Genomic DNA, 13,523 nt, shown 5'->3' on the forward strand with positions numbered 1-13,523 from the left:
ATTCCCTCGCCAACCAATCGCACTATGTCCTTTTATGCTTTCTCCGGCGCGCTTCAGCTGGGTTTGATTTATGGCCTTGTTGCCATCGGCGTGCTGTTGTCCTTCCGGATGCTCAACTATCCGGACCTCACCTCGGACGGCAGCTTTCCGCTCGGAGCCGCGGTTTCTGCGAGCGTGATCCTGCATGGCGGCAACCCCTGGGTTGCCGTGGCCGCGGGCGCAGCGGCCGGCGCGTGTGCCGGTTTGTTGACTGCGTTCCTGAGCGAGCGCCTTGGCATCCTGAACCTGCTGGCGGGCATTCTCACCATGACCGCCCTCTATTCGATCAACATCCGGATCATGGGGCGCCCCAACCTTCCGCTCTTGGGCGAGATCACGCTAGTCGACTCCGTGCAGGCGCTCGGGCTCAGCGTACAAGCCGCCAAGTTCCTGATTGCGGCGGCGTTCTGCGTTGGAAGTGGCGTGCTGATCGCAGCCTTTCTGGCGTCGCGATACGGCTTGAGTCTGCGCGCTGCCGGCACCAATGCGCGAATGGCCACCGCAGTCGGTGTGCCGTGCTCGCAGCGTGTGTTCGTCGGCCTTGCCGTCTCCAACGCACTGTGCGGCCTTGCGGGTGCGCTGTTTGCGCAGCTCTACGGCTTCGCAGATGTGACGCTCGGCGTTGGCACAATCGTGATCGGACTGGCTGCCGTGATCCTCGGCGAGGCCTTCGTGCGAAGCCTGTCGCCGGTCGCCGCGGTGGTTGCATGCGTGGGCGGCGCCGTCGCATACAGGGTGACCATCTCGCTGGCACTCGAGTCGGAGTTTCTGGGGTTGGGGACTTCGGACCTGAATGCCATCACCGCGGTCCTGGTCACCATCGCCTTCTTGTTCTCCGGGCTCAGCCGGAAACTGAACCTGCGCAAGGTGCGGCCAATTCAAGCGCATGCGCACAAGGAGGCGTGATGGTCCGTATTTCAGGTCTGAAGGTCATCTTCGGCGCAGGTACTGCAAACGAACACGTTGCGCTCAACGGCGTTGATCTCGACGTGACGCAGGGCACCTTCGTCACTGTCATAGGCTCCAACGGGGCCGGCAAGTCGACATTGTTGAATGTGCTGGCTGGAAGCGCGCCCGTGGCCGGCGGGCGGGTCGAGATCGAACGCAGCGACGTCACCTTGCAACAAGCCCACCACCGCAGCGCCCTATGCGCCCGTGTATTCCAGGACCCGCTGACTGGAACTTGCGGGCCGCTGACCATTGAAGAAAATTTGGCACTCGCCGATGACCGTGGTGTCCGGCGCAGCCTGCTACCTGCCTTGGGGCGGCCCCGTCGTGCGCGTTACAGGGCCCTGCTGTCGACGCTGGGTCTGGGCCTGGAGCTGCGGCTCGGCGACCGCATGGAACTGTTGTCGGGTGGGCAGCGTCAGGCGGTCAGCCTGCTGATGGCAACCTTGCGACCATCGAAGATCCTGTTGCTGGACGAGCACACTGCCGCGCTCGACCCCGGCATGGCCGAGCTGGTGATGGGGCTGACCCGCAAGATCGTGCAGGAGCATGGCCTGACGGCTTTGATGGTGACGCATTCGATGGCACAGGCGCTGGCCTACGGAAGCCGAACCATCATGATGCACCGTGGACAGATCGTGCGGGACGTCAGCGGTGCCGAGCGGGAAGCGATGACCATCGAGGGCCTGATCGACTCCTTCTCTCTCGCGCGTGGCAGAAAGTTCGATCAGGACAGCATGCTGCTGTGAGCGACCCCTTGGGGGAACCAGCCGAACGCGACATGCGCCGTCGACGGGGCGGCAACTGCAGGGTGCGGTGCTGCGGATCAGCTGACGCCCAGGTGCCCCAGCGGCAGCTTGCGTCGGGCCTTGGTCGTGCGCAACGCGAAACTGGTCTGCAGTGCACTGACGCCGGGCAGGCCTCCCAAGCGATCGAGCATCACGTTGGCGTAGTGGTCCAGCGTCTCCGTCACCACTTCCAGCAGGAAATCGAACTGACCCGACAGCACGTGGCAGGCGACGATCTCGTCGATCAGTTCGACGTTGGATAAGAAGGCTTCAGTTGCTTTCGGGCCGTGGTCGCCGATGTTGATGCATACAAATGCCGTCACGCCGAGGCCCAACTTTCTCTTGTCGAGTTCAGCGCGATAGCAGGCAATCACGCCGTCTTCCTCCAGCCGCTTCACTCGGCGCATGCAAGGTGTCGGCGACAGCGCCACCCGTTCCGCCAACTCCACGTTGGACAGACGACCCTCCTGCTGCAGCAAAGCCAGGATCTTGACGTCAATACGGTCCATCCAGGCAGAAAGCATTCGGTCTCCAAAGAGCTTTATCTTAGGCGATTCGAGTTATGGAATGTGATTGTTGGGGACGATCATGCTCGAAAAACCCGGCCAATCGAGCTGAACCTCTCCGGGCGCCTCGTCGCACTCCGGCAGGGCGAGCTGTTGTTCTCGCATCAGGCGCACTCCTCCGCTCACATGCTGGCAGGCCGCCACCAGCGCATAGGTGTATTCGACCAAAAGGTGCCGGTCATATAGGTGAATCTCGCGCCTACGGGCGATTTTCAGCGCAATTAAGCAAGCTCATGCTAGAGGGCGAGGCATAAGATTTCTCGCGATTCAACAAAGCCAACGGACTGAAGAATGAAGCTGACCAAACAACAACTGCAAGGCCTCGATGAGGACGGTTTCCTCGTTCTGCCCAACGTGTTCAGCACAGACGAAATCGATGTACTTCGAGCCGAGGTGCCTGGCCTCGTTGCGCAGGACTGCGCAGAGAATCCGCGAGAAGCGGGCACCGCATCCGTACGCAACATCCTGTCGCTACATCGCCGCAACGAGATGTACCGGCGTCTGGTTCGTCACCCGAGGATGCTGGATGCCGCGCGCCAGATTCTCGGGGAGGACGTGTATGCCCAGCAGGTCAAGATCAACCTGAAGACGGGCTTCGACGGCGGTGGCTTCGAATGGCACACCGACTTTGCGACCCACCATAACCGGGACGGCGTGCCAAAGCCGCTGGCCCTCAACTTCCACATTCACCTGGACGATGTCACCGAGTTCAACGGACCGCTGATGTTCGTGCCCGGTTCCCACAAGCGCGAGATCCCGCTGAAGAGGAGCGTGGACGGGGAGAAGTGGGAGCTGTGGACAGTGCCCCACGACGCAGTGACTGATCTTGTCAACGAGCTCGGCATGGTGTCTGCCAAAGGACCCCGCGGCACGCTGTTGATCTTCGGCGACAACATGCTGCACGTCTCGGCCGCGAATGTGTCGCCCTACTCGCGCTGGATCTTCTCGGTAATCTACAACCCGTGCAGCAACCCCGCCAGCAAGGACGTGCCCGAAATGGCGCATGAACGCGACCGTGATCCACTCGTGTCACTGAGCGACGACTGCCTCCTGCAGCCTAAGACGCCGCTGGCGGCGTGACGGTGGGGCAACGAGCCGCACCCGCGCAGCGCAGTCTGCTGCAGGTCGACCCGGAAGTCGCGGCCCATATCGCCGCGGAGGAGCGGCGCCAGTCGGAGCGACTGGAGCTTGTGGCTTCCGAGAACCACATCAGCGCAGCGCAGCGCGAGGCCAGTGGCAGCGTGCTGGGCAACACCACTGTCGAGGGATACCCGGGGGCCCGCTTCCTCGCGGCGTCCGCGGCAGTCGATGGGATTGAGCGGCTCGCGATCGAGCGCGCCTGCAAACTGTTCGGCGCGCGCTTCGCGAATGTACAGCCGCATTCGGGCACGCAGGCGAATCAGGCGGTGTTCCTTGCGCTGCTGCGCCCGGGCGACACGCTACTGTCGATGAGTCTGGCCGCCGGCGGCCATTTCAGCCACGGCGAGCGCGGCACGCTGTCCGGACAATGGTTCCAGGCGCATCACTACGGCGTCGACGCCCGCACGCAGTTGATCGACTACGAGCAGGCGCATGCGCTAGCGCGGCAGCACAGGCCGCGGCTGATCATCGCCGGCGCGTCGGCCTATCCGCGCGGCATCGATTTCGCGCGCTTCGCGCAGATCGCGCGCGAAGTTGGCGCCCACCTGATGGTGGACATCGCGCATGTGGCGGGGCTGGTCGCCACCGGCCATTTCCCGAATCCGCTGCCGCATGCCGACATCGTCACCAGCACCACCTACAAGAATTTTCGGGGCGCCCGCGGTGGCCTGATCCTGTGCAACGACCCGGTGCTGGCGGCGCGGCTAGACGCTGCCGTGTGCCCCGGGCTGCAGGGCACACCGGTGATGAACATGGTCGCCGCCAAGGCGGTGGCCTTTCACGAGGCGCTGCAGCCCGAGTTTGCTGCGTACAGCGGGCAGGTGCTGCGCAACGTGCGCGCGCTGGGCGACGCGCTACGGCGGCGCGGCATTCCGATGCTCACCGGTGGCAGCGACGTTCCGTTCCTGATCGCCGACTTGCGGCCACTGGCCATCACTGCCGGCCCGGTGGTGCGGGCGCTGGACGCGCTGAACGTCGGGTGCAATGCCGCGCCGGTTCCCGGCGATTCCGATTTTTCCAGCGCGCGCGGCCTGCGGCTGGGCGTTTCGGCGCTCACGACGCGGGGCATGCGCGAGCCCGAATGTGGGGAGATCGCGCACATCGTCGCCGGCGTCGCCCACGCCCTCGCGCAGGGACGCACGCCCGAAGCCGAAGCTGCGCACGCGGTGAGGATGCTTTGCCGCCGCTTTCCTCCAAATGGCCCCGTCGCCGGGCCCACTGAACCAGAAGAAACAGGAACTGCCATGAACGACATCCGCATGCTGATAGGGGGCGAGCAAACTGCTGCCGCCAACGGCGCCACTTTCGAACGTTGCAACCCGCTCGATGGCCAAATTGCGACCCGGGCGCCGGCCGCATCGCCGCAGGACGCGGTCGATGCGGTGGAAGCTGCAGCGAGGGCTTTCCCGGCGTGGTCCGCAACGGGGCCGGGCGAGCGGCGTGCGCTGCTGAACAAGGCGGCCGCCGTGCTGGAAGCCAAGGGAGCGGCGTTCGCCGCCGCGATGGCCGCCGAGACCGGCGCGAGCGGCCCCTGGGCCGGCTTCAACGTGCACCTCGCGGCGGGCATGCTGCAGGAGGCCGCATCGCTCACCACGCAGATCAACGGCGAAGTGATCCCTTCCGACGTGCCGGGCAGCCTTGCAATGGGCCTGCGAGTACCGGCCGGTGTGGTGCTGGGCATTGCACCTTGGAATGCGCCCGTTATCCTTGCTGTGCGCGCGATCGCCACGCCGCTGGCGTGCGGCAATACGGTTGTGTTGAAGGGCTCCGAGCTGTGCCCTGCGACGCACGGCCTCATCATCGAAGCACTGCAGGAGGCCGGGCTCCCGGCCGGGGTGGTCAATTTCGTCACCAACGCGCCGGCCGATGCGGGCGCCATCGTGGAGGCGATGGTCGCTCACCCAGCCGTCAAGCGCGTCAACTTTACCGGATCGACACGCGTCGGCCGGATTGTTGCCGAGACCTGCGCCCGCCACCTGAAGCCTGCGGTGCTTGAACTTGGCGGCAAGGCGCCGTTCGTGGTGCTCGACGATGCCGACATCGATGCAGCGGTGAATGCGGCGGTCTTCGGCTCCTTCGCCAACTCCGGCCAGATCTGCATGTCGACCGAGCGCCTCGTCCTGGACGAGAAGATCGCCGATGCCTTCGTGCAGAAGCTCGCCGCTCGTGCCGCCTCACTGCCGCTGGGCGACCCGCGCAATGGTCCGGTCGTCCTCGGCTCGGTGGTCGACATGGGCACCGTCCAACGCTGCAATGCGCTGATCGATGACGCGCTGGCCAATGGAGCCGTGTTGGTGTGCGGCGGCAAGGCCGTGGACACGCTGATGCCGGCGACCGTGCTCGATCACGTCACCGCTGCGATGCGCATCTACCACGAGGAGAGCTTCGGTCCGGTCAAGGCCGTGGTGCGCGTGGCCGGCGTGGACGCTGCGGTGGCTTGCGCCAACGACAATCCGTACGGCCTCGCCGCTGCGGTGTTCGGTGGCGACGTCTCCCGCGCCCTGCAGGTCGCCCGGCGCATCGAATCCGGCATCTGCCACGTCAACGGACCAACCGTGCACGACGAGGCGCAGATGCCGTTCGGAGGCGTAAAGGCGTCGGGCTATGGACGCTTCGGCGGCCGTGCGGCAATCGATGCGTTCACTGAACTGCGCTGGATCACGGTGCAGACGACGCCGCGCGTTTATCCGTTCTGACGCGCCTAGAGAAGGCGTTCGTTCCCCAGCCTCGCGGCTCGCTAACTAGAGATGTCGCAAGTCTGCGCCCCTGGTCCGGAGTTCGAGACATGGCGGTGCACCCGTTCCACCCCCCGCCGCACCGCCTGCGCCAGCACCGACGGTTGAATCGGCTTGGTCAGGTGCTCGTCGAAACCCGCAGCCTCGGTGCGGGCCCGGTCGTGCTTGGCGCCCCATCCGGTCAGCGCGACGATCGCCATCTGCTGCGGCGGGTACTGGCGGCGCAGTTCCCTTGCTACCTCGACGCCGTCCATGCCCGGCAGGCCGAGGTCGAGCAGCACCAGGTGCGGCACATGCCGCGCTGCCTGGTGCACGGCGTCCGGTCCGCTGGCGACACCCTGCACTTCGTAGCCCAGGTCCTGCAGCAGTTCGATCAAGGTCTCGCGCCCGTCGTCGTTGTCTTCCACCACGAGCACCCGTGCCCGGGCAGGCACCTGCTCGCTGGCGAGGTGATCGGCAGGGCCGGGCGCGGCGGCAGCGCCTTCGGCATCTGCCGCGAGCATGGGCGATTCGCTGAGTGGAAGCTCGACGAAGAACGTGCTCCCCTGGCCGATCCCGGGGCTGCCGACCCACGCGGCGCCCCCATGCATCTCCATCAGGTTCTTCACGAGGGCGAGCCCCAGTCCGAGCCCGCCCTGCGCGCGCGACTTGGTGTGCGCCAACTGGGTGAACATCGTGAAGAGGCGGCCCTGGTCGGTTTGCGAGATGCCCATGCCCGTGTCGCGCACCGAGAGCACGACCTTGCCGTCGGCGACGGCCGCCTCGACGTCGATGCGTCCGCCCTTGGGCGTGTACTTGGCCGCGTTGGTGAGCAGGTTGCCGACCACCTGCACCAGCCGCGTGGGATCCACATGGACGGTGATGCCCGCCGGCACCCGCACTTCCACCTGGTGAGCCTGCGCGCTCAGCAAGGCCTCGGTGGCCTCGAGCGCGCGCGCCACCATGCCGTCGAGTTGCGCGTCCTCGCACTGGAGTTCGATCAGCCCGCGGTTGATCCGCGAGACGTCGAGCAGGTCGTCGATCAGCCGCGCCATCACGCTCACCTGGCGGTCGATCACCGCGAGCTTGTCGGCCAGCGCGGGCGACGGGTTCTGGCGCGCGGCAATGGCCACCGCGTACTTGATCGGGGCCAGCGGGTTGCGAAGCTCATGGGCCAGCGTGGCGATGAACTCGTCCTTGCGCACGTCCTGCTCCTTGAGCATGGCGGCGTCGCGCACCCGTTCGATGTGTGCCCAGCAGCGGTCGACCACCTCCGAGACGACCGTCACCTCGTCTTTCGTCCAGCGGCGCGGTCGCGCCTGGTGCAGCGCCATCATCGCCACCAGCCGGCCTTCCTTCACCAGCCCCGCGCAGATGATGGCCTTGATGCCGATCGCATTGAACATGCGCGCGCCGCCGTCGTCGCCGAGTTCCGCGTCCACGTCGTTCACCACCAGGTGGCGGCCCTGCCGCAGGTTGGAGGTGGCCTGCGGGCCGAACAGGTCGAGCGAGTAGACACCGGCGCTGCTGGGCACACCGTCTACGGCCCAGTCGCTGCGGATCGTGAAGCGGTCGCTGTCGCTGTCGACATCGGCATAGGCGCAGCGCGTGGCGCCGAGCGCCTGCCCGAGGATGCGCGCGGTGACGGCCATGACGGCATCGCCGTCCTGGAGGTGGCGCGTGGCCTGGCCGATCTCGTCGAGGATGCGCAGGCGCTCCTCGCTCACGCGGCGTGCGGCTTGGGCCTGCATGCTCTCTGTCACGTCGATGACGAACCCGACCCACTGCGTGACCTTGCCGTCGTCGATCACGGGCGCGCCCTGCGCGACCACGTGGCGGTACTCGCCGTCGCTGCGGTGAAGGCGGTATTGCAGCGTCATCGGCTGCGCCGACGCGGCCGCCTCGTCCCACAGTGCCCGCACCGTCGCGCGGTCGTCGGGGTGGATCGCATCGAGCCAGCCCCAACCCGCGTAGTCGTCGTAGGTCTGGCCCGTGAAGGCCTGCCACAACGGGTTCAGCGTGGCGACGGACCCGTCAGGCGAGGTGTACCAGACCAGGGTGTTCCTGACTTCGGTCAGTTGCAGCGTCATGTCCCCCGGTCCTCCGAAACGAAGTTGTTCTTCATATCCTTCATATGCCCGCTCGATCGTAGCGAGGGCGCCCCTGGGTCACGCGGGCAGGAGGCGCTGCACCGCGTCAGCGGCGCGGAAGCCCCGGCGTGTCGCCGGCCTACAGCGGCGAACTCCCTCGCCTGACGCACCGCGCGCAGGAGGCACGCGACCCTTCGGCGTGCAGCATACCGTCGCCCAGCATGAGATTTTCTTCTTCTTCACGGCCAGTCATCCCCTCCCCTCCCCAGGCAGGAGCCCGCCCATGAACGGCGCGCTCGATCTTGTGCAGTGGCCCGCCTTCGTTGCTTCGGTTGCCGCCGCCTGGCTGGTGGCTTCGCGCCACGAGCGCCGCCGCAACCTCGGTTTCTGGGTCTTCCTGCTGAGCAACGTGCTGTGGACGGTCTGGGGCATTCACACCTCGGCCATGGCGCTGATCGCGCTTCAGGTCTGCCTGGCCGCGCTCAACGTCCGCGGGCTGTTCAAGACCGACCCCGATGCCGATGCAAAGCAGAGCGACTGAACGCGGCATCGCGCGCGGTCCTCGCTCAGTCGGCGCGAGTCTTCGTTCGAGCGCTGATGAGGGAAACCAGCGCATGGGGCTGCAGCGGCTTGCCCAGGTGAGCATCGAAGCCCGCCTCGGTCGCCTTCACATGATCCTGTGGCCGGGTGAATGCCGTGTGCGCCACGCAGTAGAGCCGGGGCCGGCCCATGGCGCGCTCACGCTGCCGCACCTCGCGGATCAGCTCGTAGCCGTCGCGCCCCGGCAGACCGATGTCGCTGATCAGCACGTCGGGCCACCTCTCATCGAAGAGTTCCAGCGCCGAGTCGTGGTCGACGCCGAGGCGCACCGTGGCGCCGGCATCGGACAGCACGACCGCCATGATCTCGCTCGCGTCGGCGTTGTCCTCTACCACGAGCACATCGAGGCCCGCCAGCACGCGAACGGTCGAGGCACCCGGGTGTGCGTCGGCGGACTGGCGCGGCACGGCCGGTGCGGCGCCCGAAGGCACCACGCCCAGCACCACGCGCAGGGTCGCGCCTCGGCCCTCGCCTTCGCTGTGCGCCGACACGCTGCCGCCATGCAGTTCGGCCAGGTTCTTCACGATCGACAAGCCGAGTCCGAGTCCGCCGTGGAAGCGGTTGTCGGGTGAATCGCTCTGCGTGAAGCGGTCGAACAGGTGAGCCAGAAAGTCGCGATGGATGCCGCGGCCGTGGTCGCGCACGCTCAAGGTCAGGGTGTCGCCCTCGCGGTCCATCTGAATCTCTATCTGGCCGCCCTCGGTCGAGAACTTGATGGCGTTCGACAACAGGTTCCAGACGATTTGCTGGAAGCGCGTGGCATCGAGCCAGGCGGGCGGGTCCGCCCTGCCCTGGTCGAAGACGATCTTCAACTGCTTGGCGGCAGCGGGTGCGGCCAGCGCATCGATGGCCGCGCTCACCAGCGAGCGCGGCTCGATCCATTCCTGGTGCAGGCGCAGCTTGCCCGAGCTGATGCGCGACACGTCGAGGATGTCTGCGATCAACCGCGTTTGCGCCTTCACGCTGCGGTCGATGGCATTGAGTCCTTTTTCCATCTGCTCGGGCGTGCGGTTGCCGACCTTCAGCACATGAACCCAGCCGCCGATGGTGTTCAGCGGATTGCGCAGCTCGTGCGAGAGCACCGCCACGAAATCGTCCTTGGTGCGGCTCAGCCGCTCGGCCGCAGCGCGTGCGGCCTGTTCGCGCTCCAGCACTTCGCGGCGCTGGGCTTCGAGCTCGAAGCGCTCGGAGACGTCGAGCGCGATCCCCACGCGCAAGCCCGGCTCGATGTGCGCCGACATGGTCCATTCGAGCCGCACCCACGAGCCGTCGCGCCGCAGCAGCGGAAACTCGCTTTTCCACGACGATGCGGCCGGCTGCGCGCCCGCGGTCTGCTGCGCCACGACGCCCGCCCAATCGGCCGGCGCGAAGGCGCTGATGGTGTGCCCGATCAATGCCCCGCGCGACCGCGCGAGCATCGCCACCATGGCCGGATTCACGTCGGCGAACCGACCTTCGTTGTCGATCAGCGCCATGCCCGTGGGCGCATGGTCGTAGATCGCGCGAAAACGCGCCTCGCTGTCGCGCTGTTTCTCCTCGGCCATGCGCGCGCGGATCAGCGCCTGCAGCGTCGCCACCAGCACCGGGGGCTCTACCGGGTGCACGAGGTACGCGTCGGCACCGGCATCGAGGCCCGCGACCTTGTCCTCGTTGCGCACGAAGGTCGCCGACAGGTGCACCACCGGCAGCGTCGCGGTCGCGGGCCTGAAGCGCAGCTCGCGGCAAACCTCAAAGCCGCTGAAGTCGGGCAGGTGCACATCGAGCACCACTGCCGAAATCTGGCGTGTGGCGAGCGCCAGCGCCTCACCGCCGGTGCTCGCCTCGAGCGTCTGGAACCCGCCCGCCCGGACCACGCGGGCCGTGGCGTAGCGCGTGGCGGGGTTGTCGTCGACCACCAGCACCGTATGGCGCGATCGGTCTATCGTGATGTTGATCAGGGGCTCTGGTGCCATGGTCAATCCGATGGACCGGGCGCTTGCCGCGGCAACAGGACCGGCAACGTCACGGAGAACACCGACCCCTTGCCGAGCTCGCTCTGCACTTCGACGTGCCCGCCGAGCAGCCCGGCGAGCTGCCGGCTCAGCGAGAGCCCGAGCCCGGTACCTCGCAGCCGCTTCTGCACCGGCGAATCGACCTGCGCAAAATCGTCGAACACCGCCGCGTGGTGCTCGGGCGCAATGCCGATGCCTGTATCGGCCACCGAGAACTTCACGGCGTCTTCGCCGGCGGGCGTCGCGGTGACACGCACCTCGCCGTGCGGCGTGAACTTGAGCGCGTTGGAGATGAAGTTGCGCAGGATCTGCGAGAGCTTGCGGTCGTCGGTATAGAGCTTCGGCAGTCCGTGCGGCTCCTCGAAGATCAGCGCAGTCTCGGGGTTGTGCAGCACGGGCCGAAACATGCCGCGCAGCGCCGAGAACAGGTCGACCATCTCGAACCATGCCGGCGAGATGTCGACCCGGCCCGCCTCGATCTTGGCCAGGTCGAGCAGGTCGTCGACCATCTCGGCGAGTTCGGCCGCGGTGGTGCTGACGAAGCCGACCTGCTTTTGCTGTTCGGGCGTGAGCGGGCCGTCCATCTGGTCGCTGAGCAGCCGCGCGATGCTGCGAATGGCGCCGATCGGCGTGCGGAACTCATGGCTCATGTAGGCCAGGAATCGGCTTTTGAGTTCGGTCGCCTTCCTGAGCTGCTCGGCCTGGGCATCGAGCTCGGCATACAGCGCCACCACGCCGCGGTTGGTTTCCTCGAGTTCGGCGCGCAAGGCCTCCATCTCGCGCTGGGTCTCGGCCAGTGCGGCTTCCAGGTCGGTCGTCGCTGCGGGCGGGTTCATCTGCTATTCCTTTCGGCGGATGACCACGACAGTCGCATCGTCGCGGTGCCGGGTGTGGTCGCGCAGCAGCACAGCCGCCACCAGCGTGGGGTCGCGCTGCAGCAGCGGCCGGATGCGTTCGGGCGTCCATCGCGTGTCGATGCCGTCGCTGTGCAGCACCACCAGTGCATGCGGCGGCAGCTCGAGCGCGGTGGTCTCGGGATTGCGGATCTGCAGGCCGGCGGTGCCGTGCTGCGTGACGAGCGACTTGTCGAACACCCCGGACAGCACGCGGCCCACGATGTTGCCCGCGCCGCTGTAGCGCACGGCCGCGGCCGCCGTGTCGACGCGCAGCGCGCACACGGCCGCGCCGCGCGTGGTGCGCAGTTCGGCATGCACGCGTTTCACGGTCTCGCGCAGGTCGTCGTGGGGCGCCCTTGCAAAGGCGCCGATCGCCGCCCGCGAGGCCTTGGCCGCCTCCGGTCCGTGGCCCAGCCCGTCGGCGAGGAGCAGCGAGACCTCGTCGCCGTCAAATGCGAAGGCCCAGCCATCGCCGCACTCGGTCTCGTGCGGCGCCGGCAGGCAGATCGTGCCGATCTCCACGGGCGCAGCCGCCCATGGCGTGCCGGCCGAAGGGCCTTCGTGAGCGGGCTTCGTCTCGCGCACGCGCGCCACGGCCACCGTGCCGTCGGGCAAGGCGGAATGGATGTCGAAATCGTCGGCCAGCCGGCGCACCGCGCCCAGGCCGGTGCCGGGCGTGCTGGCGGAGGAATGGCCGTCCTGCATCGCGAGCGCCACATCGGGAATGCCCGGCCCCTCGTCGATGGCAACGATCTCGACTTCGCGCCATGCCGTGCGCTGCGCCACCAGCAGGCGGCCGCCCTTCGCATGGCGGTGCAGGTTCGTGCCGAGCTCGGTCACCACCAGCGCGAGCCGGCCCGCATCGACTTCGCCCCAGCCCATGTCCGACGCAGCGCGCGCCGCATGGCGGCGTACCTCGCCCACGCGGCTCGCGTCGTCGATCGAGAACGCCCGGTGGGTCCAGCCCGAGACCACGCCGGCTATTTCCACTTGGTGATGCTCACGCGCGTGCCTGCGCCGGGCGTCGACGAGATGTCGAAATCGTTCACCAGCCGCTTGCTGCCCGGCAGCCCCAGGCCCATGCCGGTGCCACTGGTCCAGCCATCGGTGAGTGCGAGTGCGATGTCGGGGATGCCCGGACCTTCGTCCTCGAAGTGGAGCGTGATTCCGCGGCGTCCGTTGCGCTCGGCGAACTCCCAGCGCATGCGTCCCCCGCCGCCGTGGATCAGTGTGTTGCGCGAGAGCTCGCTGGCGGCGGTGACCATCTTGGTCTGGTCGACGAGCGAGAGCTTGAGCTCCTGGCACAGCGCGCGGACCATCTGCCGGCTTGCAACGATGTTCTGCTCGTCCCGCAGTGGCAGGCTGCCGGTGTGTTCAACGGCCAATCGCGTTCTCCCGCCGGGCGCGCCGCAGGAGTTCCATGCCGCGCTCGACATCGAGCGCCGTCTTCACGCCGTCGAGCGACAGGCCGAGCTCGACCAGCGTGATCGCCACCGCCGGCTGCATGCCCACCACGACGGTGGTGGCCGAGAGGATGCGCGCGATGCCGGAGATGCTCGTGAGCATGCGCCCCACGAACGAATCGACGATCTCGAGCGCCGAGATGTCGATCATGACGCCCGACGCTCCGGTGGCGGCGATGCGGTTGGCCAGGTCGTCCTGCAGCATGAGGGCGGTCTGGTCCTGCATGTCGACCTGGATGGTCACCAGCAGGGTGTCGCCCATGCGAAGAATGGGTATGCGGTCCATGG

At 67.2% G+C, this 13,523-nt stretch carries 13 protein-coding genes and 1 pseudogene; 6 read left to right on the forward strand and 8 right to left on the reverse strand.

Annotated features, from left to right (window positions below; genetic code table 11):
• Positions 1–24 precede the first annotated feature (24 nt).
• A complete protein-coding gene (locus tag AC3A6G_RS21725) occupies positions 25–945 on the forward strand; it encodes an ABC transporter permease (RefSeq protein ID WP_487874510.1) in 921 nt (306 codons plus the stop codon).
• A complete protein-coding gene (locus tag AC3A6G_RS21730) occupies positions 945–1,736 on the forward strand; it encodes an ABC transporter ATP-binding protein (RefSeq protein ID WP_487874511.1) in 792 nt (263 codons plus the stop codon). Before AC3A6G_RS21725 ends, AC3A6G_RS21730 begins: the two co-directional genes overlap by 1 nt.
• Positions 1,737–1,813: 77 nt before the next feature.
• Here the strand turns inward: AC3A6G_RS21730 and AC3A6G_RS21735 are convergent, their stop codons facing one another.
• Positions 1,814–2,299, reverse strand: a complete 486-nt coding sequence (locus tag AC3A6G_RS21735; protein WP_487874512.1) for an Lrp/AsnC family transcriptional regulator — start codon at positions 2,297–2,299, stop codon at positions 1,814–1,816.
• Between the two features lie 36 nt (positions 2,300–2,335).
• Complete coding sequence (locus tag AC3A6G_RS21740; RefSeq protein ID WP_487874513.1) at positions 2,336–2,509, reverse strand: hypothetical protein; 174 nt, start codon at positions 2,507–2,509, stop codon at positions 2,336–2,338.
• Positions 2,510–2,632: 123 nt separating this feature from the next.
• On the opposite strand from AC3A6G_RS21740, the gene AC3A6G_RS21745 reads away from it, so the two are divergent.
• From AC3A6G_RS21745 to AC3A6G_RS21755, 3 genes and pseudogenes are all read left to right on the forward strand, one after another.
• Entirely contained in the window at positions 2,633–3,421 is a 789-nt protein-coding gene (locus AC3A6G_RS21745) for a phytanoyl-CoA dioxygenase family protein (RefSeq protein ID WP_487874514.1), read from the forward strand.
• 2 nt (positions 3,422–3,423) lie between these two features.
• Positions 3,424–4,662, forward strand: a pseudogene (locus AC3A6G_RS21750) (serine hydroxymethyltransferase); the annotation flags it as partial.
• Between the two features lie 63 nt (positions 4,663–4,725).
• Complete coding sequence (locus AC3A6G_RS21755) at positions 4,726–6,177, forward strand: aldehyde dehydrogenase (protein WP_487874569.1); 1,452 nt, start codon at positions 4,726–4,728, stop codon at positions 6,175–6,177.
• A 41-nt stretch (positions 6,178–6,218) separates the two neighbouring features.
• Here the strand turns inward: AC3A6G_RS21755 and AC3A6G_RS21760 are convergent, their stop codons facing one another.
• Positions 6,219–8,285, reverse strand: coding sequence for a hybrid sensor histidine kinase/response regulator (locus AC3A6G_RS21760; protein WP_487874515.1), 2,067 nt, complete (start codon positions 8,283–8,285; stop codon positions 6,219–6,221).
• A 283-nt stretch (positions 8,286–8,568) separates the two neighbouring features.
• Between AC3A6G_RS21760 and AC3A6G_RS21765 the strand changes: the two genes are divergently transcribed.
• A complete protein-coding gene (locus AC3A6G_RS21765; RefSeq protein ID WP_487862020.1) occupies positions 8,569–8,826 on the forward strand; it encodes a hypothetical protein in 258 nt (85 codons plus the stop codon).
• Between the two features lie 25 nt (positions 8,827–8,851).
• Here the strand turns inward: AC3A6G_RS21765 and AC3A6G_RS21770 are convergent, their stop codons facing one another.
• From AC3A6G_RS21770 to AC3A6G_RS21790, 5 genes are read right to left on the reverse strand one after another with little or no spacing between them, the layout of a single operon-like run.
• Positions 8,852–10,837, reverse strand: a complete 1,986-nt coding sequence (locus AC3A6G_RS21770) for a hybrid sensor histidine kinase/response regulator (protein WP_487874516.1) — start codon at positions 10,835–10,837, stop codon at positions 8,852–8,854.
• 2 nt (positions 10,838–10,839) lie between these two features.
• A complete protein-coding gene (locus AC3A6G_RS21775; protein ID WP_487865034.1) occupies positions 10,840–11,712 on the reverse strand; it encodes a sensor histidine kinase in 873 nt (290 codons plus the stop codon).
• A 3-nt stretch (positions 11,713–11,715) separates the two neighbouring features.
• Positions 11,716–12,762 carry an ATP-binding protein gene (locus AC3A6G_RS21780; protein ID WP_487874517.1) on the reverse strand — a complete coding sequence of 349 codons (1,047 nt, stop codon included), beginning with the start codon at positions 12,760–12,762 and terminating at the stop codon, positions 11,716–11,718.
• Positions 12,753–13,157 (reverse strand): anti-sigma regulatory factor, encoded by a 405-nt coding sequence (locus tag AC3A6G_RS21785; RefSeq protein ID WP_487862016.1) that lies wholly within the window; start codon positions 13,155–13,157, stop codon positions 12,753–12,755. The genes AC3A6G_RS21780 and AC3A6G_RS21785 overlap by 10 nt, the downstream gene beginning before the upstream one ends.
• On the reverse strand, positions 13,147–13,521 hold the full coding sequence (locus tag AC3A6G_RS21790; protein WP_487862015.1) for an STAS domain-containing protein: 375 nt from the start codon (positions 13,519–13,521) through the stop codon (positions 13,147–13,149). Before AC3A6G_RS21790 ends, AC3A6G_RS21785 begins: the two co-directional genes overlap by 11 nt.
• Positions 13,522–13,523 lie beyond the last annotated feature (2 nt).

The organism is Variovorax sp. Soil_C_26 (genome assembly GCF_057657075.1).

Bases quoted from the DNA above. Each gene is read 5' to 3' on its own strand.
- AC3A6G_RS21725 (WP_487874510.1), top strand. From the start codon at position 25: ATGTCCTTTTATGCTTTCTCCGGCGCGCTTCAGCTGGGTTTGATTTAT.
- AC3A6G_RS21730 (WP_487874511.1), top strand. From the start codon at position 945: ATGGTCCGTATTTCAGGTCTGAAGGTCATCTTCGGCGCAGGTACTGCA.
- AC3A6G_RS21735 (WP_487874512.1), bottom strand. From the start codon at position 2,299: ATGCTTTCTGCCTGGATGGACCGTATTGACGTCAAGATCCTGGCTTTG.
- AC3A6G_RS21745 (WP_487874514.1), top strand. From the start codon at position 2,633: ATGAAGCTGACCAAACAACAACTGCAAGGCCTCGATGAGGACGGTTTC.
- AC3A6G_RS21755 (WP_487874569.1), top strand. From the start codon at position 4,726: ATGAACGACATCCGCATGCTGATAGGGGGCGAGCAAACTGCTGCCGCC.
- AC3A6G_RS21760 (WP_487874515.1), bottom strand. From the start codon at position 8,285: ATGACGCTGCAACTGACCGAAGTCAGGAACACCCTGGTCTGGTACACC.
- AC3A6G_RS21765 (WP_487862020.1), top strand. From the start codon at position 8,569: ATGAACGGCGCGCTCGATCTTGTGCAGTGGCCCGCCTTCGTTGCTTCG.
- AC3A6G_RS21770 (WP_487874516.1), bottom strand. From the start codon at position 10,837: ATGGCACCAGAGCCCCTGATCAACATCACGATAGACCGATCGCGCCAT.
- AC3A6G_RS21775 (WP_487865034.1), bottom strand. From the start codon at position 11,712: ATGAACCCGCCCGCAGCGACGACCGACCTGGAAGCCGCACTGGCCGAG.
- AC3A6G_RS21790 (WP_487862015.1), bottom strand. From the start codon at position 13,521: ATGGACCGCATACCCATTCTTCGCATGGGCGACACCCTGCTGGTGACC.